Source organism: Dysgonomonas sp. GY75 (assembly GCF_015234155.1).
GTDB classification, from domain to species: Bacteria; Bacteroidota; Bacteroidia; order Bacteroidales; family Dysgonomonadaceae; genus Dysgonomonas; species Dysgonomonas gadei.
In genome coordinates this window covers 55,851-79,341 of the sequence record NZ_JADCLQ010000010.1, presented here as the reverse complement: position 1 = coordinate 79,341, position 23,491 = coordinate 55,851, and the positions used below count along the sequence as shown (strand labels likewise).

23 protein-coding genes and 1 rRNA gene are annotated in these 23,491 nt (G+C 38.2%); 8 read left to right on the top strand and 16 right to left on the bottom strand.

Translation table 11 applies throughout. The annotated features are described in order from the left end of the window. Positions 1–11: 11 nt before the first annotated feature. A 5S ribosomal RNA gene (gene rrf, locus IR083_RS05035) occupies positions 12–120 on the top strand. Positions 121–547: 427 nt separating this feature from the next. Here the strand turns inward: rrf and IR083_RS05030 are convergent. Continuing rightward, positions 548–1,774 (bottom strand): glycoside hydrolase family 88 protein, encoded by a 1,227-nt coding sequence (locus tag IR083_RS05030; protein ID WP_194223489.1) that lies wholly within the window; start codon positions 1,772–1,774, stop codon positions 548–550. Between the two features lie 172 nt (positions 1,775–1,946). After that, positions 1,947–3,023 carry an aldose epimerase family protein gene (locus tag IR083_RS05025; RefSeq protein ID WP_194223488.1) on the bottom strand — a complete coding sequence of 359 codons (1,077 nt, stop codon included), beginning with the start codon at positions 3,021–3,023 and terminating at the stop codon, positions 1,947–1,949. Positions 3,024–3,923: 900 nt separating this feature from the next. Between IR083_RS05025 and IR083_RS05020 the strand changes: the two genes are divergently transcribed. The 6 genes from IR083_RS05020 (at position 3,924) to folK (ending at position 8,228) form a co-directional block, all read left to right on the top strand. Continuing rightward, positions 3,924–4,802 (top strand): cell division protein FtsX, encoded by an 879-nt coding sequence (locus IR083_RS05020; RefSeq protein WP_194223487.1) that lies wholly within the window; start codon positions 3,924–3,926, stop codon positions 4,800–4,802. Positions 4,803–4,806: 4 nt separating this feature from the next. Then, positions 4,807–5,064, top strand: a complete 258-nt coding sequence (locus tag IR083_RS05015) for a DUF3098 domain-containing protein (protein WP_006801434.1) — start codon at positions 4,807–4,809, stop codon at positions 5,062–5,064. A gap of 20 nt (positions 5,065–5,084) precedes the next feature. Next, positions 5,085–5,936 carry an undecaprenyl-diphosphate phosphatase gene (locus IR083_RS05010; protein WP_194223486.1) on the top strand — a complete coding sequence of 284 codons (852 nt, stop codon included), beginning with the start codon at positions 5,085–5,087 and terminating at the stop codon, positions 5,934–5,936. Continuing rightward, complete coding sequence (gene truB / locus IR083_RS05005; protein WP_006801432.1) at positions 5,936–6,625, top strand: tRNA pseudouridine(55) synthase TruB; 690 nt, start codon at positions 5,936–5,938, stop codon at positions 6,623–6,625. The genes IR083_RS05010 and truB overlap by 1 nt, the downstream gene beginning before the upstream one ends. A gap of 67 nt (positions 6,626–6,692) precedes the next feature. Next, positions 6,693–7,742, top strand: coding sequence for a tRNA preQ1(34) S-adenosylmethionine ribosyltransferase-isomerase QueA (queA, locus tag IR083_RS05000; protein WP_006801431.1), 1,050 nt, complete (start codon positions 6,693–6,695; stop codon positions 7,740–7,742). Continuing rightward, a complete protein-coding gene (gene folK / locus IR083_RS04995) occupies positions 7,743–8,228 on the top strand; it encodes a 2-amino-4-hydroxy-6-hydroxymethyldihydropteridine diphosphokinase (RefSeq protein WP_194223485.1) in 486 nt (161 codons plus the stop codon). Here the strand turns inward: folK and IR083_RS04990 are convergent. Beyond that, the gene (locus IR083_RS04990; protein ID WP_194223484.1) at positions 8,225–9,676 is read right to left on the bottom strand and encodes a glycoside hydrolase family 10 protein; all 1,452 of its coding nucleotides are present in this window, start codon (positions 9,674–9,676) and stop codon (positions 8,225–8,227) included. The two genes, folK and IR083_RS04990, sit on opposite strands and share 4 nt — an antisense overlap. A 3-nt stretch (positions 9,677–9,679) precedes the next feature. Further along, complete coding sequence (locus IR083_RS04985) at positions 9,680–10,999, bottom strand: TldD/PmbA family protein (protein WP_194223483.1); 1,320 nt, start codon at positions 10,997–10,999, stop codon at positions 9,680–9,682. A gap of 434 nt (positions 11,000–11,433) precedes the next feature. Between IR083_RS04985 and coaA the strand changes: the two genes are divergently transcribed. After that, on the top strand, positions 11,434–12,375 hold the full coding sequence (coaA, locus tag IR083_RS04980; protein WP_006801427.1) for a type I pantothenate kinase: 942 nt from the start codon (positions 11,434–11,436) through the stop codon (positions 12,373–12,375). A gap of 77 nt (positions 12,376–12,452) precedes the next feature. On the opposite strand, the gene IR083_RS04975 is transcribed toward coaA, so the two are convergent. From IR083_RS04975 to IR083_RS04920, 12 genes are all read right to left on the bottom strand, one after another. Then, entirely contained in the window at positions 12,453–13,748 is a 1,296-nt protein-coding gene (locus tag IR083_RS04975; RefSeq protein ID WP_006801426.1) for an inositol-3-phosphate synthase, read from the bottom strand. Positions 13,749–13,970: 222 nt separating this feature from the next. Beyond that, positions 13,971–14,696 (bottom strand): HAD family hydrolase, encoded by a 726-nt coding sequence (locus tag IR083_RS04970; protein WP_194223482.1) that lies wholly within the window; start codon positions 14,694–14,696, stop codon positions 13,971–13,973. A 1,152-nt stretch (positions 14,697–15,848) separates the two neighbouring features. After that, positions 15,849–16,238 (bottom strand): hypothetical protein, encoded by a 390-nt coding sequence (locus IR083_RS04965; protein ID WP_194223481.1) that lies wholly within the window; start codon positions 16,236–16,238, stop codon positions 15,849–15,851. A gap of 131 nt (positions 16,239–16,369) precedes the next feature. Beyond that, on the bottom strand, positions 16,370–16,777 hold the full coding sequence (locus tag IR083_RS04960; RefSeq protein WP_006801423.1) for a GFA family protein: 408 nt from the start codon (positions 16,775–16,777) through the stop codon (positions 16,370–16,372). 118 nt (positions 16,778–16,895) lie between these two features. After that, positions 16,896–17,462, bottom strand: coding sequence for a hypothetical protein (locus IR083_RS04955; protein WP_006801422.1), 567 nt, complete (start codon positions 17,460–17,462; stop codon positions 16,896–16,898). Between the two features lie 503 nt (positions 17,463–17,965). Continuing rightward, a complete protein-coding gene (locus tag IR083_RS04950; RefSeq protein ID WP_194223480.1) occupies positions 17,966–18,793 on the bottom strand; it encodes a lysophospholipid acyltransferase family protein in 828 nt (275 codons plus the stop codon). A 191-nt stretch (positions 18,794–18,984) separates the two neighbouring features. Next, positions 18,985–19,920 (bottom strand): phosphatase PAP2 family protein, encoded by a 936-nt coding sequence (locus IR083_RS04945; protein ID WP_194223479.1) that lies wholly within the window; start codon positions 19,918–19,920, stop codon positions 18,985–18,987. A gap of 4 nt (positions 19,921–19,924) precedes the next feature. Beyond that, positions 19,925–20,671, bottom strand: coding sequence for a CDP-alcohol phosphatidyltransferase family protein (locus tag IR083_RS04940; RefSeq protein WP_006801419.1), 747 nt, complete (start codon positions 20,669–20,671; stop codon positions 19,925–19,927). 50 nt (positions 20,672–20,721) lie between these two features. Then, on the bottom strand, positions 20,722–21,282 hold the full coding sequence (locus IR083_RS04935) for a GtrA family protein (RefSeq protein ID WP_044216809.1): 561 nt from the start codon (positions 21,280–21,282) through the stop codon (positions 20,722–20,724). Then, the gene (locus tag IR083_RS04930; protein ID WP_194223478.1) at positions 21,267–21,740 is read right to left on the bottom strand and encodes a phosphatidylglycerophosphatase A; all 474 of its coding nucleotides are present in this window, start codon (positions 21,738–21,740) and stop codon (positions 21,267–21,269) included. Before IR083_RS04930 ends, IR083_RS04935 begins: the two co-directional genes overlap by 16 nt. Before the next feature lie 122 nt (positions 21,741–21,862). Further along, the gene (locus tag IR083_RS04925) at positions 21,863–22,738 is read right to left on the bottom strand and encodes a hypothetical protein (protein WP_194223477.1); all 876 of its coding nucleotides are present in this window, start codon (positions 22,736–22,738) and stop codon (positions 21,863–21,865) included. Continuing rightward, positions 22,725–23,435 (bottom strand): sugar phosphate nucleotidyltransferase, encoded by a 711-nt coding sequence (locus IR083_RS04920; protein WP_006801415.1) that lies wholly within the window; start codon positions 23,433–23,435, stop codon positions 22,725–22,727. The genes IR083_RS04925 and IR083_RS04920 overlap by 14 nt, the downstream gene beginning before the upstream one ends. Positions 23,436–23,491 lie beyond the last annotated feature (56 nt).

Genomic DNA, 23,491 nt, shown 5'->3' with positions numbered 1-23,491 from the left:
ATAAAAAGCATTCAGGTGGTTATAACACCGGGGCTCCACCTCTTCCCATTCCGAACAGAGAAGTTAAGCCCGGTCGTGCCGATGGTACTGCGCAAGTGGGAGAGTAGGTTACCGCCGTTTTAAGAAGAGAAGTCCTTCACTATAGTAGTGAGGGACTTTTTTTGTTTGGGTATGTGAGGCATAGGCATACCGCATCTAGATACATACTGATAGCGCCATGAGAAATCATTTAGGCTGGTTCATAAGGCAACAAGGGTAGCAGGTGCCTCAGATTTTAGCTGATAGCTATTAAACTATCGCATAAGTGGTAGTCATCAGTTAACAACTTGTGTCTAATATAACCTTCAACATATAACCTAAGACTTGCTGCCCGTTAAAAAGTAACACATGTAACACCTTTCCCAATCTTTAAATCCTTAAATATTGAATCTTAAACCAATTTATCAAAGAGCGAAAGCCGGTAGATTCTACCGGCTTATGTATAGAAAAAGAAGTCTGTGATAATTACATTTATCACAGACTTCTTTTTTGTATTGAGTAAAGTTATTTAACGTGCCAGTTTCTTGTATTTAACTAATGATTCCAAAAAGTAATAATCTGCGTAAACCAATGGAACATCAATTTCCGAATGGTGCGGTATGCTTCCGACACAATGCATAAGCAGAAAATCACCATTCGTCCCTAGTTGTGCCCTGTATGAGGGGGAAGCCAGATTCTTCAACATATTTACGGCGGTATTTGTATAATCCTGATTCTTGGAGAAGCTACCCAGATCGAACAAGGCTGAACATGCTATTGCAGCTGCAGATGCATCTTTTAGGCTTGCTTGAAATTCCACTGCATAAGAGTTTCCTTTTGGTATATAACTTTTTTGGCCAACATTAAAATCCCAGACAGGAACCAAATCTTCAGGGAGATGTTTCAGATAGAAGTTCATAATCTTGGTGGCAGCTTCAAGGTATGTCGGATCCTTTGTCTCCCGATACATCATAGTAAAGCCGTATGCAGCCCATGCTTGACCTCTTGCCCAGGTCGAATTGTCGCTAAAGCCTTGTGCTGTAACTTTATGATGGATTTCTCCGGTAAGCGAATCATAGCAAACAACATGATAGCTGCTGTAATCATCTCTAAAATGATTTTTCAAAGTTGTATTTGCATGTGCCACAGCAATATCATATAGCTTTTTATCTCCTGATAACTTTGAGGCTTCGAGTAATAATTCGAGGTTCATCATATTGTCTATGATAACAGGAAAATGCGATTCCTCTCCGTCCCACGATCTGTGATAGTTCCATGACTTTATGGCTTTGGTTTTTTCACTATAACGGGTTGCCAGCGAATATGCACTTTGTATGATGATGTCCTTATATTCATTTTTAGGAGCTAGCCTAAGGGCGTTTCCATAACTACAATACATCATGAATCCCAGATCATGGTGAGCAGTGAATGTTTTTAAGGATTCCAGGCTGGTAGTCCATCTTTCAGCATTGTTTTTCCAGATAGAATCTCCCGAAAGCTCATACAAATACCATAGCGAACCGGGAAAGAAACCGGGAGTCCAGTCGTACATACCTGTTGTTACCAGTTTACCATCTTTATTCGTGGATCTCGGATAGTTATTGCCGTCCGGTTCACCAACATTCCTTAGCATATCTGATGTCTGACGTATGGCAAAATCAGTATTTTCTTCGATAAACAGTTTCTTTTTACTATCAGTACATGATATACTAATACATAAGACGGATATAAAAAATATATGACAAAATGCCTTCATTATAATACAATTTAGGTATAGTCTGAGGTCACACACCTATTAAAAGCCTTCGTATCCGAAACAGCAATAATTGGTTATGACTGAAAAAATTACATTTAAAATTTTCTTTTACTTATAAAATAAACAGGTGGCAGCGTATTCACTACCACCTGCTGTAATATATGAATGAGAGTTATTTCTTTACAGAAAATGCGTGTATAGTCTTACTCTTGAATGTTTCTCCCGGACGTAGTATGACGCTAGGGTATTCCGGCCTGTTAACACTGTCAGGGAAATGCTGGGTTTCGAAGCAAACGGCGGCACGCATAGGGTAACGATGTCCGTGTTTTCCCTCGAAGTTTCCGGTCATCCAGTTTCCGGTATATATTTGCACACCTGGTTCGGAGGTAGATATATTCATCAGGATACCTGTTTTTGGTGAATAGCATTCTACAGCCAAGGCGCATTCTCCTTCCTTTTTATCCAATATCATAGTATGATCGTATCCTTTCCCAAAATGTAACTGTTCAAAATCAGCTTCTATTCTCTCGCCTATCGCATGAGGAGTTGTAAAGTCGAAAGGTGTACCTTTCACAGCCTCAGGCTTACCATATGGGATAGCTGTATCGTCTGTAGGAAGGTAATTAGAAGCATGCATTACCAGTATATGGTCGTTTATGCTCGGATCGCCTTCTCCCGACAGATTGAAATATGAATGGTTCGTCAGATTAAGGATAGTAGCCTTATCTGTGGTGGCTTCGTAATCTATTGAGAATTCGTTATTATCCGTAAGTGTATAAATCATCTTCACGTTCAGGTTGCCAGGGAATCCCTCTTCACCGTCTTTTGCGAGATATTTTAACTCTAATGTTTGATTGTTTATTTGTTTGGCATCCCAAACTACGGCATTGAATCCTTTCAGTCCGCCATGCAAATTGTTAGGGCCGTTATTTATCGCCAGCTTATATGTCACACCATCTAGTGTAAACTGTCCTTTTGCTATACGGTTTCCCGTACGTCCGCAGACCGCACCGAAATATGGTTCCTCCGAATTCAGGTATTCAGTCAGGCTATTATGTCCCAGTACGACATCCGTTAGTTTTCCGTTTTTGCCGGGAACAGAAAGCGATACTATTTTTCCACCGTAATTGATGACGGTCGCTTCCGATCCTTTGTTATTGGTAAGAACATACATCTGTACATCTTTCCCATCTACTTTACCCGAGAAGTTAGCCGGGATTAGCCCCGATTTGGTTTCATTTGTTTGCATGATATTATTTCGTTAGTTAAATATGTCACTTATAGTTGTTAGGAATTATACCCTATACTAATTGTTAAACGCAAATATACAATAATATTTGAACGAATACATCGCCTCTTTTTTGCATATAAGGGAATGTTTATTAAAAAAATAAAATATAAAAATATCCCGGCCTTTCTAAAAGTTGACAAACGCACGAAATATGCATTTTTAAGCAGAGGGTTTATCTATACATTTTTTAGCCGATAGCCATTAGCTATTGGCTTATAGCTCTTTGATTTGATAAATTAGCAAATTTGTATATTAGCAGATTAGCAAATGAGTAAAAAGTGTTACATGTGTTACCTTTTGGAGAAAGATACAAGTAAACGTATAAGTTGTTCACTGTTCACTGTAAGACCGCTTATACGATAGCCAATGCTATCAGCTAATAGCTAATAGCTAAAAATGTGTTACCTTTGTTACCTTTTAACTATATGCGGTTAACGTATGTGAAAACAATAAGATGAAAACAATAATAAAACTGTCAGATGTGTCAGGTTTTAACTGTATACAGTTAATAAGTGTGAATTGTGCCAATGGTTAAAATTCCCGTTTTTCGGGTTTGCGCTAAACAAGTAGTATAAAAATAAACCTGATTATAAAAACAAATAGGCTGCTTGGGCTGTTTGCTAATAGGTATAAAATTGTATATTTCGGTAAAAAGAAGTCTTATTTATTAAAAAAAACAAAAATAGTTCTAATACATGCTTTTATTTTGTTTCTTTGCAGCGAATTTGGGTGCGTTGTGCCCGCATGTAAGGACTATTTCGGAATGAGGACTATTTATGCAGCATTACTTAATCATAACTAATGTTGTTACATGCAAAATAACAAATAGGTCTGTGACCTTTAATTGTCTCTGTACAGATGTCTGATAAACGGCAACCTAGAACAATATCTTTATTTACCTCAGGAGTAATATCTACTATAAGTATCACTCTTGTGCTTTTTTTGTTGGGGCTGACCATATTGGTCGCTTTCACAGGGAAAGGGTTAGCCGCATATTTTAAAGAAAATATGGGTATGTCCATCGAACTGACCGGGAATATGGATGCTGCTACTATTCAGAAAACAAAGGAAAAAATAGAGGCCAACCCTTATGTTAAATCAACAACTTACATAAGTAAGGAAGAAGTTAAGAAACAACTGGTGGATGATCTGGGTGGAGATCCCGAAGAAGTGCTAGGCTATGATCCTTCCCGGAGTTATTTCGATGTGTTTATCAAATCGGAATATGTAAATACAGACAGTATAAAAAAAGTTGAAGCCAGTTTTAAGGATTTCAAATTGACCAAAGGCTTGTCTTTTAAAGAAGAGGATATCGCGTTGGCTAATCAGAACCTGTCGAAGGTAGGCTCTATTCTTCTCGTGCTGGCTGTTATACTTATTCTTATATCCTTTACATTAATAAGGAATACAATACAATTAAATATATATTCGAAGCGTTTCTTAATTAATACAATGCAACTTGTTGGGGCAACGAATGGTTTTATCAGGCGTCCGTTCATAATGAGTACGGTTGTTTCGGGCATAATAGCTGCTATCCTGGCTAATGTAGCCATAACAGGGGTTATATATTACTTTACGAATGAATATCCCGAACTGATATCGATTGTAACCATGACCGAATTGCTGATTGTATATGGACTTGTATTGATTCTGGGAATATTAATTACCGTTCTTGCTACAATATCTGCAGTGAACAGGTACTTAAGAATGACAACAAATAAACTTTATCACGTCTAAAAATATGGATAAGAAAGATTTTGCATTTGGCAAACAGAATTACATCATTTGTGCAGTATCTGTTGTTCTCATCATTGTAGGATTTATATTGATGACAGGGCCTGCATCGAGTGTTGAAGGTGGTTTTGAACCGGATATTTTCAGTGCAAGGAGAATTGTTGTAGCGCCGATGATTTGTTTTGCCGGCTTTCTGCTCATGATTGTGGGCATTCTATATCCTCGTAAGAAGGAATTGGCTGACGAGAAGAAAGAACGCGACTAATCACAAAACTATAATTTATAATGAGTATTATTGAAGCAATTATTATTGCTATTGTAGAGGGCCTGACCGAATTCTTACCTGTGTCTTCTACCGGACATATGATTATCGCCCAGAGTCTTTTGGGTGTTGAAAGTAACGAATTTGTAAAGGCTTTTACCGTAATTATCCAGTTTGGAGCCATCTTGTCGGTAATTGTATTATATTGGAAACGTTTTTTCCGTTTCAGGGAAGTTCCTGAGTCAGAAAATACAGGTTTTCTGAAATATGTTTTATATAAATATGAGTTCTACTGGAAGCTATTGATGGGATTCATCCCGGCTGCCATATTAGGATTCATTTTTAATGATATGATAGACGAACTGCTGGAAAGTGTATTGGTTGTATCCATTATGCTTGTTTTGGGAGGTATCCTTATGCTGTTTGTGGATAAGTGGTTTAATCGTCCTGAAGAAGGAGAGCAGGAAATTACATATAAGAATGCCTTTATAATAGGCTGTTATCAGTGTATAGCGATGATACCGGGTGTATCCCGTTCTATGGCTACTATTGTAGGAGGTATGAGTCGCGGGCTCAGCCGTAAGAATGCGGCCGAATTCTCATTCTTCCTGGCTGTTCCTACTATGGCTGCCGCGACAGGTTATAAATTGCTGAAGCTGATAATGTCCGATACAGGATTTGAACTGTTAAAAGATAATATGGGCGTATTGGTTATCGGTAATGTGGTTGCATTTATTGTGGCACTACTGGCTATTAAATTCTTTATTGGTTTTGTAACTAAATACGGCTTTAAACTATTTGGCTGGTATCGTATTATTGTTGGTGGCATCCTGTTGGCTCTATTGCTTTCGGGACATGAATTAACTATCATTTAATGGATTTTATTTCAGGAGAGGTCTTATACATAAATAAACCGCTTAATTGGACATCGTTTGATTTGGTACGGAAATTGCGGAACAAGCTTTGTCGTAGATTGGGGGTTAAGAAATTAAAAGTTGGTCATGCCGGAACACTAGATCCGCTTGCTACAGGAGTAATGATTATCTGCACCGGAAAAAAGACCAAACTGATAGAAACATTCCAGTATCAGACCAAAGAATATATTGCAACCATAAGACTAGGGGAGACGACTCCGTCTTTCGACTTAGAAACGGAAGTTGACGGAATTTATCCTGCAGATCATATAACCGAAGAGTTGGTTAATCAGATATTGACACAGTTTATCGGAGAGATTCAGCAAGTACCCCCTACATATTCTGCCTGTAAGGTAGAGGGAAAAAGGGCTTATGAATTTGCACGTGAAGGGCAGGAAGTTGAATTAAAGCCTAAACTGCTGGTAATAGATGAAATTGAACTTCTTGATTATACTATGCCTGAGATAAAGATAAGGGTAGTATGTAGCAAGGGTACATATATAAGGGCATTAGCAAGGGATATTGGTTTGGCTTTAAGCTCAGGGGGACATCTGACAGCTTTGGAACGTACCCGGATAGGAGATATTACTCTCGACCAGTGTGTTGCGGGGGAACGTATAGAAGAAGCGATAGACGCCCTTATGGATTAGGATATGAGGATATATCCTTGTATGTTTGTAGATTGTAATTGAAACTAAATTAATTTATATATAGAATATGAAACTTTCTCAATTCAAGTTTGATTTGCCTGAGGAATTGATAGCCTCTCATCCTGCGAAAAACAGGGATGAATCCCGTTTGTTGGTTGTCAATCGAAAGACCGGAGAAGTTGAGCATAAGGTTTTTAAAGATATTATCGAATATTTCGATGATAAGGATATATTTATCTTTAATGACACGAAGGTTTTTCCTGCACGTTTGTACGGTAATAAAGAAAAGACCGGAGCTACTATCGAAGTGTTTTTACTTAGGGAACTGAATGAAGAATTTCACCTGTGGGATGTATTGGTAGATCCTGCACGTAAAATCCGTATTGGAAATAAACTATACTTTGGCGACGATGACTCTATGGTAGCCGAAGTAATTGATAATACAACCTCGCGCGGGCGTACACTTCGTTTCTTATACGACGGGCCTAGCGAAGAGTTCCGTAAGGCTCTTTATGCGTTAGGGGAAACTCCTATACCTAAATATCTGAACAGAGGTGAAGAAGCCGACGATAAAGACCGTTACCAGACTATCTTTGCCAAGAATGAAGGAGCAGTGGTGGCTCCTGCCGCCGGATTACACTTTAGCCGTGAACTGCTGAAGCGTATGGAGATCAAAGGTATTGATTTTGCATATATCACATTGCATTCAGGTTTGGGTAACTATCGGGATATCGATGTAGAAGACCTGACCAAGCATAAGATGGATTCGGAACAATTACAGATTACCGAAGAAGCCATCATGCATGTAAACAGAGCAAAAGATGCAGGACATCGTGTTTGTGCAGTGGGGACATCTGTAATGCGTGCGATAGAGACTATTGTAAGTACAGATGGGCATTTGAAAACCAATGAAGGATGGACCAATAAGTTCATCTTCCCTCCATATGATTTTGGTATTGCCGATTCAATGGTAACCAACTTCCATTTGCCTCAATCTACACTGTTGATGATGACAGCCGCTTTCGGAGGATATGATCGTATTATGGATATATATGATATGGCAGTGAAAGAGAAATATCGTTTCGGTACATATGGTGATGCAATGCTTATAATCTAAATGTTACTGGATAAAGAGATTCAGCATGATGTATTCTTGGGTCTGGGCTCCAATATGGGAGACAGAGGAGAGAACCTTAATCATGCAATAAACAGAATAGAAGAGCGGATTGGTGAAGTTGTTGCCACTTCCGCTTTTTACGTTACCGAACCGGTAGGCTTCGAATCGGAGAACCGCTTTCTGAATGCAGTATGCGAAGTAAAGACCAGATTGCGCCCGATGGAACTGTTACAACGGACACAGGAAATCGAGAAAGAAATGGGACGTACTGCCAAATCGGAAAATAAAGTTTATGCCGACAGGATAATCGATATAGACCTGTTATTGTTCGACGATAAGGTGTATGCTAATGAAAAGCTTATCCTGCCGCATCCGCACTTACATGAAAGGGCTTTCGTCTTACTACCGTTGGCTGAGATAGCGGGTGATTACGTCCATCCTGTTTTGCATAAGACAATAAATCAGCTCAAGACCGAACTGGGTTAATGCTCTTCCTCTGAATGTACGAAGTATGCGGGAAAAGACTGTACGCTCTCGTTGTGATACCTGTCAGAGGCTGTAACAAAATAATGGAACCCGAATTCACCGACTGTTACCGGAAATGAATAGCTGTTGGTATGTAAGCCTGTAACCAGTATATTACCGGCATTGTTTATGTCTATTTCTTCGGTAGCAGAGGCGTATATATTGTAGGTGTAAGTTTCGTTATTGTCGGGAGCATCCCATTTTATATTCAGATAGCCCTGATCTTTATATACTTGTGTAATAATAGGAGAGTTTGGAGATATATTATCCAGCCATGTCAAAGGTGGTAACTTAGCAGGAGTAGGGTAATAGGTCCGGATAGAATCCTTGATCCCTTTCAGATTGCTTAGAATATTTCCCGTGCGGAAATACGCTTGTCCTTTCACATTATTATCACGTGTATATTTCATCTGGTTTAAGATATCCTCTAACGACCAATTTTGTTCATCCATTTGATAAACGCCTAGTCCTGGTACAACAACCCTTCCGTTGCTGTTTGCCACCCAATCGTCGAGAAATGGATAGAAACGGTGTTCTTTGTAATACATCATAGGGAATACCAAGTCGTGCTTACCGCTTTTCATCCAATGGCCTGCGTCCTGAAAGACGGTTTCATAAGCTGTCCAGCCATCGTTGGGTGCCACATGCTGCAATACCCGGTACCGTCCAAGAGGTGAACTGCTTATCTGCACCCAAGGTTTAATTGCTTTTACATTGTCGTAAATATCCGCAACTAATTGGTTTATATTGTCTCTGCGCCAGTCGTGCAAACTTTTCCCATTACCATATTTCTTGAAGGTGTCATCGTCGGGGAACTTCTGAGTATTACTGGGGTAGCGTATGTAATCGAAATGTATGCCGTCGACGTCATAGTTCTTTACTATTTCGTCAACAATGGATGAAACTAACTTTTTTGATTCGGGCCTTCCGGGATCGAGATACCAGGTTCCGTGGACTTCTTTGTAGTAATCGGGTTTGTCTTTAACTACAGTGCCCCTCCGCCTTTTACCTTTTCCTGTATATTTCATCTTAGCTTTATCCATCGTGTAAGTCACAAGCCAGGCATGACATTCCATACCTCTTTTGTGGCACTCCTCAATGGCAAAGGCCAATGGGTCGAAACCTTCCGCCTGATTAAAGTAGGTACTCAAAGGTTCTATCTTAGATCTGTAGAACACATGTCCCTGTGCACGTGCCTGAAATAACACGACATTGAAATGTTCTTCTTGTAACTGATCAAGAATATCTCTTAATTGCTTTTTCTGCGCATCCACGCTGGTTCCTTGTTTAGGCCAGTCCAGCCCCCAGTTGGTAGTAAGCCATGCGGCCCTTACTTCAGTGGAAGGAACTTGTGCAAAGATGGATAATGGAAACAAAAAGAATATTGATAATAATCTGAATAATTTCATGCTTTATAATCCGCTAAAATTTACATCGCTGAATAAGAGGGATGGTAACCGCCATGGCGAACTTTCACGCGGGTCATTTCCTACTTCTGCAAGATTTTTCCATAGAACAAGTATGTTGCCTGTAATGTTCATCTCGCTTACAGGAGTGGTTACTATACCTCCTTCAATCAGGAAACCCTCTATGCCAAACGAAAAGTCGCCTGTTGTAGGGTTGCTGTTGCCACCGTTGAAGCCTGTTATCCAGATCCCTTTTTGCACAGATTGTAATAATCCGTCAAAACTTTGGCTTCCCGGTGTAGTTTGTATAATGGATGGTGAAGCTATTGTAGGCTCAATATTCATTTTTAGCGAGTTGTATGTGTCTATGAAGTATGTTTGTAATATACCTTTGTCTATGATAATACGCTCTTTGGTGGCGATGCCTTCGCCATCAAACCACCTGGCTCCGAACGAACGTGCAAGATGCGGAGTGTCAATGATTGTCAGCGTGCCGGATGTAATCTGCTGTCCGAGTTTATCTAACAGGAACGAATTCTTTTGTTGCAATGCTGTTCCATACATCGCTCCCATTATTGGAGAAAATAAACGTGATGCGGTGGTGTTGTCGAGCAGCATATCGTATCTGCCCGATTTGATTTTCCGTTGGCCTATTTTTCGCAGCGACCTCTCAAGCGCTGTCTTTCCTATTCCGGTCTTTTTCAGATTATCCCAGTAGATAGAACTGTCGAACCAATAAGATTCGGCCCGGGCATCGCTGTCTGTTTTCAGGGCAACCTCTACTGTCAGATTGAAGGCAGAGTCTATACTTTCTGCTTCAAATCCGTTGCTGGCAATCATATATTCAGCACCCACGCCATCATCATATGATGAAGTGATGGAGATGATACGTTTATCCGATTCATATATCTCTTCAACCGCCTGCCGGGCTATATCCAGTTTTTTATCGGTACTGATGTTTTCGAATGAGTTATCATATAAGTCCAGTCCCTGACTGTCCCCTTTATAATATCTGTCAGGATTGGGTAGTTGGCGGAGTGTATCCGGAGCCAAATATCCTGTTGATACGATTCCTTCTTTAATGAATGTTTCCAGCCCTGCTTTTTCTATGCGGTTGGTAGAAAATGTACCATATTTTCCATCGACAAAAAACTCGATATACAATTTGTTTTCAGAACTTTGGTGCAATTTGTCCAGTTGTGTATTGCGGTATTCAAACGAATTATTGTTTGCCGTGATAATCGAAACACGTGCAGCCTGGCATCCGTTTTGCAAAGCAAATCGCATGGCCCATTGCGCAGTATCTTTATGTTGTTCAGTAATCATATTATAATCTTTTCACATGCAAAAATACACAGAATAAGATAAAGCAATTCATAATTAAGAATGAAAATTAATAATTGGCTTGCCGCTTATCAGTAAACAGCCACAGTTAACAATTAGAACCTCTTTATACTTTTTACTCAATACTGACTATTTTGAAAAGGTAACAAAGGTAACACGGAAAACAATTAATAATTAATAATTAGCTTGCTGAGCAGAGCGAAGACTCTCACCAGTGAATAGTCGTCAGTTAGCAACTTGTATCTCGTGTTTTGTCTACTCGTATCTCATATAACTTTCAACTTATTACTTATCCCAATACTTCAAAGAACTCCAAAGCCATAAGCTTTACCTATAGATAAAATACTCCGGTTATAATAACTCATAACTTGTAAGTTTTTCTACCTTTGTAGCATTCTTATTCTAAAAATGAAAGAATGGAAACATTTCCTTCGAGTCCTTACATTCAGTTTTCCCGTAATCAATGGGCTGCTCTTCGCGACTCGGAACCGATGACGCTCACATACGAAGAGTTATTGACCCTGCAAGGTATCGACTACGAGCTTTCCATTGATGAAGTAGAAGATATTTACCTTCCTCTTTCCCGATTATTGAGCTATTACTTCAATGCGCGTACCAGCCGCCAGTCGGTACTGACAAAGTTCCTCAATCAGAAATCTATGAAAGTACCGTTTATCGTAGGTATTGCAGGCAGTGTGTCGGTGGGTAAGAGCACTACCGCCCGTGTATTACAGGCATTGCTTAGCCGCTGGAAAGAAAACACCCGCGTATCTCTGATAACTACCGACGGATTCCTGTATCCGAATGCGATATTAGAAGAAAAGGGCATTATGCTCAAAAAAGGCTTTCCTCAATCATATGATATAAAGACTTTATTGAAGTTCGTCACCGACCTGAAAGCAGGGAAAAGAAATGTAAAGGTGCCCAAGTATTCACATCTTATTTATGATATTATTCCAAATGAATATCAGGTTATAGACCAGCCGGATATACTTATCCTGGAAGGACTGAATGTTCTGCAGAGCGGAATGGACTATCCGAATGAGAAACCGCGTATATTTGTTTCCGATTTTGTCGATTTTTCAATCTATGTCGATGCCGATGAGCAGAAACTGGAGGAGTGGTATATCTCCCGTTTTATGAAGTTCAGAAAAGGGGCATTTACCAATCCTGATTCGTATTTTCACAGTTTTGCCAAACTTGCCGACAAGAACGCGATCAATACAGCAAAAACCATCTGGAGAGAAATAAACCGTAAGAATCTGCGTAAAAACATACTTCCTACCCGTGAGCGTGCCAGTCTGATATTGCATAAGGGGGAAGGGCATGCTGTGGATTATGTAAGGCTAAGGAAATAAGTCTTATTATAGAGTTAATACATAAAAAAGGAGGCATCTGTGCAGATGCCTCCTTCTCATTTTATCTCTGGTATGAATTAGTCGATAAAATCTACTGTTTCTTCTCCGATCATCTGGCGAAGTGTATTTTTTAACTTCACGTATTGGATAAACAAGTCATGCTCTGCAACCTTGCTAGGCTCGTGCATAGGGCTCTTGAAGTAGAATGACAACCAGTCTTGTATACCGCTCATTCCTGCACGTTTAGCCAGGTCTGTAAACAGAACAAGGTCTAAGCAAAGAGGAGCTGCAAGGATAGAGTCTTTGCAAAGGAAGTCTACTTTCATCTGCATTTTGTAACCTAACCATCCGAACAAGTCGATATTATCCCATCCTTCCTTATCGTCGTTGCGAGGCGGATAATAGTTGATACGAACCTTGTGGTAAACATTACCGTAAAGTTCAGGATAAAGTTCCGGTTGAAGGATGTTGTCGATAACCGAAAGTTTCGATTCTTCCTTTGTTTTGAATGAACCCGGATCGTCAAGAACCTCACCGTCACGGTTACCAAGGATGTTTGTAGAGAACCATCCGTTAAGACCAAGCATACGGGTCTTGAACATCGGAGACAATACAGTCTTCAACATTGTCTGACCTGTCTTGAAGTCCTTTCCACATATCGGAGTCTGGGTTTTTGCAGCCAGTTCCCACATTGCAGGTATGTCTACAGTCAGGTTAGGCGCACCATTGATATATGGTATACCCATAGATACTGCAGCATATGCATACACGTTTGAAGGAGCAATGTCTTTATGGTTTTCTTTCAACCCTTTTTCTAAAGCGGCAAGAGTTTTGTGTACTTCACCCAGCGGAGTAAACACTTCTGTACTACCGCACCAGATAACTACGATGCGATCGCAATTATTTTCTTTCTTGAAGTTTTCGATGTCTTGTTTTACTTGTTCCATCAATTCCCATTTAGTAGGAGCCGATTTTACCCAAGTACCATGCAAGCGTTTCACAAAGTCCTGATCGAATACAGCTCTCATCGGTTTGATAGCAGCCATCTCATCTTTAACCTTGTCTAAATCATCTCTTGTTAAAACATCTGCATGTTTTGCAGCCTCATAAGCATCTTCTTCAAAAATGTCCCATCCACCGAATACGACATCATTAAGATCAGCCAAAGGCACTGCATCTTTGATTTTAGGAAAGCGGTTTTCTTCTCTTTTCCCTAAACGCATTGTAGCCAATTGAGTTATTGACCCTACAGGAACTCCTTGTCCTTTACGTGTTAACAACGTTCCTGCCATGAAAGTTGTAGCAACAGCTCCAACTCCTACTGTAAGAATACCAAGTTTTCCCTTGGCTTCTCCTACTTGTACTTTTCCCATTTTTAATTAAAATTTTAAGTTATACTGCAACCCGCAGCTTACATTAAATTCTGCTGTCTCATCAGACAACATATAATAGAATAGCATCAAGTGTACCCTCACTATCATTTTATTATCCCAACCCGGTATTTTCCATCACAAGACATTCGCCCGGCAACTTCCATTATTGGTAGCAACAATACAGCTGGCACTATAATATCATCAAAAAATAAGTACTACTTTTCAACCTAGCTGAAAAGCTGATTTCAACTCTATGAAATCATCTATAATCAGGTCGGCTGTTGCATCTTCGGCATCCTCTTCCCATCCTGTGCCTTTGAGCCAAATAGTATGACACCCAAGGCTGCGGGCGGGAACGATGTCTTTTGTGTAAGAATCTCCGATAATCACTACCGAAGAAGCCGGAATATCCAGGCTCTGGACTCCTAATCCAAATATAGCAGGATCGGGCTTTCTTATACCAACAACAGCAGATTCAATTATATCATCAAAATAATCCAGTAATTCAAAATCGCTCAAAACAGATTGTACGTTTCCATAGAAATTAGAGACCAATACCATAGGATAACGACTCTTCAATATTCCGAGCAAGGGCTTCTCTTTTTCTATTAAGCTCCTGACAAAGGTATAACATTGTGTCGAAATAGCAAGGCTATAGCTCTTTGTTTTATCATTTTCAGGTAAAAAACCTTTATTAATTAAGTAATCTATCTGTAAATCTATCTTTTTTCTAAGCAATATAAAAAAGTTATCTTCTGCTTCAATAACGGGGTGTGTAGCCAGATAACGCTCGGCATAGACATAGGCTTCACGAAACTGTTCTTTCGAAACCGGCACTCCATTATCCGCATATGCATTCCAAAGCACTTCGGCCCAATGTTTCCCGTTGCTGTCGATAGTGCCTCCGTAGTCGAAGATTATTCCCTTTATTTTACTTATATCCAACATTCTTTTTCAAATCTTAAAAGGTAACAAAGGTAACACTTTTTTCAGTTAACAGTCAACAGTTATCAGTTGACAACTTGTAACTATTTCAAAAAGGTAACAAAGGTAACATGATTAAAGTCTTTTCAGAGTGTTACTTTTTACTGAATCCCTTTGCTTTTACTTATTCGATAGTATAGATAAAGATAGATGGGAAATAAAGCGGATAATCCGATATTTATTTTGTAGTTCGAGTCCGGATTATTCAACGAAAATATAATCCTTGTACGTGATTATTTTATACTCAGCCTCCAATTACTACATAACAGAGAGCTAAAAAGAAAATCATTATAAATAGTGAAATTATAAAAGAACTAATAGCCAATACAAGGTATATAGATTTTTGATTGTTAATCTTTAGCTTTCTGAAATAAAGTATAATTAGAATTATTGAAGTGACAAACAAAATAATAGATGATATAGGTATAGAATATATTAGCCACATAATTTGCTGTTTTTGACAAAGCTAACAATTTTCTCTAAATTCTTACAAAAAGAGTTCGATACTTTGATGCTGTGCTCCACAAATAAATATCCCTGCATTTGAAAAGTTTAGGGATATTTATTTTTATATTCGTAATCTAAATAACTTTATACAATTAATATAAGCTATGAAAAGGAGCTCGATAATATCTCTTTTAGGATTCTGTCTATCAGTTGTATTTACGTTTGTGTTATTTGTCGGATTATTTACAGCTAGATGGGATTATGTAATAGAGCATACCTTTGATACCATCTATGTTTTGTCTTTAGGGTTACTTGTCCCAATATCATTTTTTGTTGGTATCATTTTTTTTATAAAAAGTATTCTTTGTAAGGATAAACTATTGTTTATTCCTATTATTGTAGGTATTATTGCTTTAGTGTTTAACTCTGTATATTATTTATCCATTGTTGATTCAGTTATCGAACTTCTAATGATAAAGTTAAATATTGCATAAAATAAATTTATTATTTTCTTAAAATCCTCACAAAAAGAGTTCCATCCTTTGGTGCTGTACCTCACAAATATTAGAATCCTCAGGCAGAAATATTGGGGAGATTTCTATTTGATGGATATTAAAGAATATTGTTTAGTATCTGAATTATAAGTTATCTGATATGATGTGCCATCCATCACATTGACATAAGAGTAGTTGTTTCCTTTTCTTGATACTGAAATTCTATTACATTTATAATCAATTTACCATCTTCCCATAATGCAGGTCGTACGGCTAATATATTAATAGACTTCTTATTTTTTGTTTTTTCTTTAATATCTGGTAATGATAAAATTTGAATCTTATGTTTATCAATAAAATCAGGAAATCCTATAGTGGTATAATAATCTTCCTCAATAAAGTATATACTTGCTATAATCCATAAATCTGGGCGTTTACTATGTTGTTCTTCAATATATTCAAAATGTAATTTCAAGGCTTGATAATATATGTTTTGTTTATCAAAGTCTTGAGCGAATGAATATGCTGACATTAAAATTAATACACATAAAGAAATAAACCTCATAGCAAAATGTTTTAGTTTTCTATCAAGCTGACAATTTTATCAAAAATCCTCACAAAAAACATTCGATACTCTATAACTATTATATTATCTCCTGATATCAACGTGATATTTTACGAAATACTTCTGTAAAATTACAGGGGTAGCTCTTCAAATATTTGAATTTTGTGTAAATCATTATCCCAATTAGCCCTGTGGGATAAAAATATATGACCTTGTGGGACAATAGGAACATCTGTATCGAGACTGCCTGCGGGAACAACAAGCAAGCTTCCTTGCATCTGAATGTTTGGAAGTGCAGATCCACAATCAAGACAAAAACTTTTAATATGTCCTGATGATTCAAAATCAAAGGTTTTTACGTTATTCTCCCCTGATAACCAGTTTAATTTGGCGGTCGAAGAAAATAAATTAGCAGCGTGAGCTGAGCCTGTATCTTTACGACAATATTCGCAATGGCAAAGGAAGAAACGCTCAAAAGTACCTGTTATTTCAAATGTAACTTTGCCACATAAGCATGTTCCTGTATGTTTTATATTCATATTGATTTGTTTTGAACAAAGCTAATAATTTTCTCAAAATCCTCACAAAAAGGGTTCGGGACTTTGATGTTGTGCTCCACAAAGTTTAAATCCTCGAACAGAAATGTTTGGAGACTTATTATTTTATTAGTTTATTTTTTATCACTTTCATATAAGAATATGCTATGCTATCTTTTCCAAAAGAAATATGCGATTTGTCATTCCATAATGTACCATAATCGAAATCATAAATATCTTTGCCTTCAGGGCTATCAAAATAAATAGTATCATTTTTTATTTTGTATTTACCCTTCAGTTGTTCTCTACCATAACTATATTCGTAAGTATTATTTCCATAAAGAGTTAACCAACCATTATTCCCTGCAACTCCATCCAAGTATGCTATCAATAAATCACCTTTATAAAGAACTCTTTTCGGAATTAAGCCACCTGGCATCAAAAAAGGTATTATTAGTGCTGTTATCATCAATATAGTGACAATATTATGCGTCTTATTTTTCAATTTGGCCTCAATGCACTTGACAATATTATAAAACGTATACACTATTGCACATAGAAAAATGGTGATATATGTTAGTCTTATTATAGATGTCCATTCACCTAATTCATATACCCAATAATCAGAAGTATTTTCATATAAGAACACGAAAGAGATTAATATTATTTGAGAAATATATTTTTTCATAGTAAATACCTTTTATTTAAAGACAGAAAGTGAGTAATACTCTCCCAATCCTCACCAAATGAGCTTCTTTTGTGCTATGCCCCATGAATAATTAGCTCCCTTTAACTGGAATATTAGACGATTTTTTATTTCTGGTTTTAATCAAAACCACAATTCCAATAGCAATACTGATCAGTGTATAAAAAGCGAAGACGAATAACCACAAAAACTTACTGTTCAAGTATCCGTAACTGTCAACTGCCTCATATTTATAGCTAACCATACAATCTAAGATTTCGTAAAGGATTCTAAAGAACCCGATAGTTGAGAGTATAAGATATATCCAAATAGTTATTTTCATTAAATACGATGATTGTCACACATTTGCACAAAGCTAACAATTTTTTCAAAACCTTTATCAAAAGGACCTGATACTTTGACACTTCATTCAACCAAAAGAAAAGCACCTGATTTCTCAGATGCTTTTATATCTTAGTGTCGAAATGTATACCGGATACCTCCAATTATCTTTTCTTCTTCATGGCATAAGTCTGTGCTTTCAAAAATTCGCCAAACTCTTTTATATCTGTGAATTTGGCTTGTTCCTCAACAGAGATCGGTTTACCGAAACGTACATAAATAGTCTGACCTCTCTTGTTCGTCGTTTCATGCAAGAGACGCACAGTCCTTATTTTCCAGCTTATAAATCCTAATGTACGATATACCCACGAATTGCTTCCATCTATATACATAGGAATAACCGGAACCTTTGCTTTCTTTATCAATTTAAGAACAGTCGGTTGCCATTCACGATCTTCGGTCTTAGTCAGATGATTAGTCGATACACCTCCTGCCGGAAACAGCCCCAACGGATGTCCGTCATGCAAATGCTCCAGGCATTGCTTTACACCTCCCAAGCTCGATTTCAGATCTTTCATCTTATTTCCTTTAGCATAAGGATTGACTCCGATAAAATGCTCATCCATTGTATCTATCTGGCTCAGCATCCAGTTTACCATCATCTTGTAGTCGCGGCGTTTACCTGCTACTGTACTGATAGCTATTATTCCATCTATATGACCTATTGGATGGTTCGAAACTGTAATGAACGGCCCTTCTTTGAATTGATCAAGGACTTCATAATTCTCATACTTGCGGATGATCCCCATTTTGTCGAGCATATCATTCACAAATTCAAGACCTGTATACTGTTTGGAGGCATCGTAAATAGCGTTTACCTTATTTAGGCCTCCTACACTAAATACAATATTTGTAAGGACGTTTCCAAAACGCCCTCTGAATATAGGATGCAGGTTTTGTATCATATCCCTGCTTATTAATTTTTCTTTCATACGCCTTTTTCAGTTAGCAGTTATCAGTCAACAGCACCTAAATCCGGCAATCCGGATTAAGATAATGAAAGAAACACGTTTGATTTTGATATATTTTGGAGCAAATGCAAAGCATTAAATATCAGCAAAATAAAAAAGTGTTTCTTAAGAGTTAACAATATTGTAACCATTCACTTTCAACTAACCTGTAACTACTTTATATAATTAAGATATTTGCTGTAAAATGATTTAAACCAGCCCAGTCTCATCAGCACAAATTCGAATAAGGCAATGCCCACTACTGCGCAAAGGATACCTAACAGCACATCTATGATATAATGGTGAGACGTATATACTGCTGTAAACCATATGCCGAATAAAAATATTATAACAACGGACAGAATACCTCGGTTACATTTCTTCTTTACAGCATAGAACAGTACCACTACCAGATATGCCGAATGCAGGGACGGAACTGCCGCAAATACATTGGCATTACGCCCATAGATGGAATTAAACAAGGGGAAACCTATCAGTTCATCAAACCGGACTAAGCCGGCCATATTACCGGGTGTATTCAATATCGGTTCAAACCCGTAATTCATCGCATACCATGGCGGTGCAGCAGGATGAATATAATAACACGTGAAACCGAGCAGATTGACAAAGAGGAAAACCATTGCAAAGCGAAGGAACATATTCCTGTCTTTCTTAAAATATAAGTATAGGCCGAATGCCACCGGAACAGGTACCCAGCCCAAATAAAATATACCGGCTAAAAAATCGGCGATTGCACTCGTATGTAGAGTGAAATACTCGCAAGGAATAAGTACGGCACCATCTACTGTAATACCGAATAACGCTTTTTCCAGATTGTATAATCCTTCTACATCTATCGGATTCACCAGATAATTGGGATATACACGCATCCAGTCGTATGAAATGCCAAATATAAGAAACGGTAATAATCCTACAGCTAATTTTCGGGTCTTGGTATTAACAAAAAACAACAAGAGAAAAAGGGCGATCAATAGAAAATGTTCGGGTCGGAATCCTACAAATATACTTGTCAATATAGAAAACAGAATGGTTATCCCAACAACAATAACACTCTCTCTCAGAGTTGGTAAAGAAATCTGTAACTTCATCTGTTTATTCTCCTGCTTTATCTTTTCGGTCTTGTTCCTGTAACACTCTTTTGCAGTGTCTCAGGCGGTTAATAGCTGTAATATTGGAAAATATGGCAACAAAGGCAATCGGTACTACCATAATTAATATAGGTTCAAACAAAGGGATGCTTTCTTTGTGAGGTACTGCGACACGATAATCAGGGAAGAAATATCCGAACAGCCCGCAGAGTATACATCCTACGGCAATAGTCACCACACGCTCGGGACGTTGCATGAATCCACCTTTACATTCTATACCCAATCCTTCGGCACGCGCACGTACATAACTTACCATCATGGAGCCGATAAGAGCAATAAATGCAAATAACGAACTAAAGAAATATCCTTGCAGAATCAGATAATAACAAATACCGAATAGGACAATCAGTTCACTGTAACGGTCAAGCACCGAATCGAACAGTGCTCCGTAGCGGGAACTCATTTTTCCAATACGGGCAACCTGTCCGTCCATCATATCGAACAGTCCGGCAAATAAAATAACGAATCCTCCCCAACCTACAAATGACAGATCACCCGCATGGCCATAGGTGTGCCCGAAAAAGACTTTTCCCCGCATAGCCCCGCAAATAAAAATGACACAGGCTACGATATTCAGAATCAGTCCCGTGGCTGTAATGAAATTGGGTGTTATACCAATCCTTACCATCCCTCTGACAAGAGGGTCAATAATTTTATAAATTATTTGTTGAGCAATATCTCTAGCTTTCATTCTTCCACTTTTTAAGGTTTATATATAGTTGTGCATACAGCAACACCTCTCTATATGTCATCCGTATGTTTCTTTTCTCTCTCTATAACTTCTTCTTTTTTATTTTCCGCCGTATTCTTTTTTACAAAATATTTTTTGAAATCTCTGTTTTTGTATACAAAAAGGCGCTGCATATTGTAGTTCCATCCAAAACCCACGATAAGCGATACAATTATCTTTGGTATAAGGAACACATTGTTGGCAATAATATCCGGAAGGCTTTCCATAGGCAGCCACTTGGTCACCAGTTCTGTCACCAGCACGGTTCCTTCCCTGTTCAGGAACAGATTGACCAGCCAGACCATCACGTATTTTATAGCGACGTGTTTTATCTTACTGTCCTGAGCCTTGAATGTCCATTTATAATTTATAATACAATTGACTACTCCTCCCGAAATATTACCGAAAAGGGTAGCATTACCATAAAAGACACCAAAAATATTAGTGAGTAATATGGTTACAGTAAAGTCTGTCAAACTAGATATTTGTGAGGAGAACTGCGCCCGCACAAACATGAAAATCCCACCTTTTTCAGAGACGGTTTTCGTGACCTTCTTTACCCAATCAGCCATTTTCCTCCTAATAATATTATAAAGCCATACACTCCTGCAAGCACGTCATCCATCATTACACCCCATCCGCCTTTCAGGCTCTCCATTTTGCGGATACCCAACGGTTTCCATATATCAAATAACCTGAACAAAGCAAATGCAATCAGCGCATGATATATATTTCCTGCGTCGGCAGCCAGAAGGGTTATCCATACACCTACCATTTCATCGACAACAATGCGTGAAGGATCTTTGCCCCAAGAGGGTTCAAGTACATTTGACGACCAAACGCCAAGAACTGTAAATATGATAATTAATGCAATGGTTATCAGTAGTAGGGGGAGGGGAGAAACAAATAAAGAAAGGGCAATCCATATAATAGCAGCTAATGCTGCGCCCGCTGTACCGGGTGCAAACGGGGAGAAACCCGTACCAAAGCCTGATGCGATAATTATATGAAAGAGGTTCTTTTGTTTCATTTTTTCAATAAAGGCACAAAGTTATCAAAAAATGCATTGATATCAAAGTGGTTAAAAATATATAATCTGACTACATTTAATTTTCTGAAAATGTTTGTCAATACGACATTATTTACATTTTATCAATGTTCCGTATTTGTATTCACAGATATCTTTTGCGAAATACGTTCAGCAATATACGGAACGGATTTTTCACGGCAAGGTGCAAAGCTGGGCCAGTCATTAAAATCAATAATTTTGAACGAACCGTCAGCTGCGATGATACAATCCCCGCCGTATATATCTACATTCAGTACTTCTCCGGCTTTACTGCAAGTCTTCTTCAAAGCGTCCAGATCGAATGGGAATTCTTTCGCGCTCCCGTTTACAGCTTCCAAACCGAATTTGGTAAGACTTAGATCGAAAGGATAGAACCAATAGAAAAAGTCAGTGCCGTATACTCCGTAAAACTTAACCAGATCTCCGACAAGATGCTCGTTTATCACAGCATTGGGTATATCGCGCAATGCAAATTCCTGTAAAATAGATTTAGCTTCTTCTATATTACGGGCATAAGTGACATCCTCACGGTGAATCGTATGTGAATCGCCTCTTTTTATCCAGAAAGCACCGGTATTCATTCTCTCCAGTTCTTTGGTAGGATCGTCGGTCACATCTACGATTATACTTTCAGGGTGCGGTATATTATTATCCATCAGCAAACGTGTCATGGTAGTGCGGGTACAGTTTTCGATACCTGTTCCTGGATTTATGATTATCGCACCGTCTGCCTCATATTGTTTCAGCCGTTTGAGTGTGCTTTTGTCGCGGGCCATATTGAAAATATACTTCTCGTTCTCCTCGCTTAGTACAAACTCGGATTCGGTATACTCTCTTACTTCATATCCCATATTACGCAGACATTCAGCCGTAAGGTTGAATATCATACCATCATTACCAATATGGTTGGGAGAAAATTTAGTATTCCTTTTGACTCCTGCTATTCTAATTTTTGACATCTTTATTTTTTACAAATTGCTCTGCCTTCTTTATATCTTCTGCATGGTCTACGTCAACAATCTTTACAAAAGGAAATGCTTTCAGATTCAGGTTATCAGTTACCAGTTGCCGTTGAAAATTACGCATCCGTGACTGCCCTGCTTCGAGACAGGATTCTAATGTATCTATTGCTTTGGGGGTGAGTCCATATATTCCACCCGATATATACTTACAATTATCTGAATTATCAAGAAAACCCTTTATATTCATTTTACTGTCAACTTCCACATACAATGGCTTTTCATCGTCTATATAGTCTGTTACAGCCATCATGCCGTCATTATCTTCATCTGAGGCAAAAGCCTGTATGAAATTGCCGAATTCCTCTTCTTTGAATATGGTATCGACTGTAGTCAGGCAGAATTTTCCATCCCGTAGAAAATTTCGCAGTTCAAAAAAACTATGCATCGAACTGGGGGTAGATTTCACCACGACATTAAACGGTACATTAAGCTTCAGATTGGATATATAATCCTGAACCTGTATCATCTCCTCATTGATAATAATACTTATCGAAGAAGCATCATTCTTGAGGAAAATATCGATCAAACGACGAATCATTTCTTTTCCATCCAGCTTTACCAAAGGCTTCGGCAAAGTAACACCTTCTTGAGCCAGTCTGGAGCCTTCCCCCGCTGCTATTATAGCATAATTCATAAATATTAATATTTTTTGACTAAAGTCAATCAAAAAGGTTTAATCTGAACAGAAAA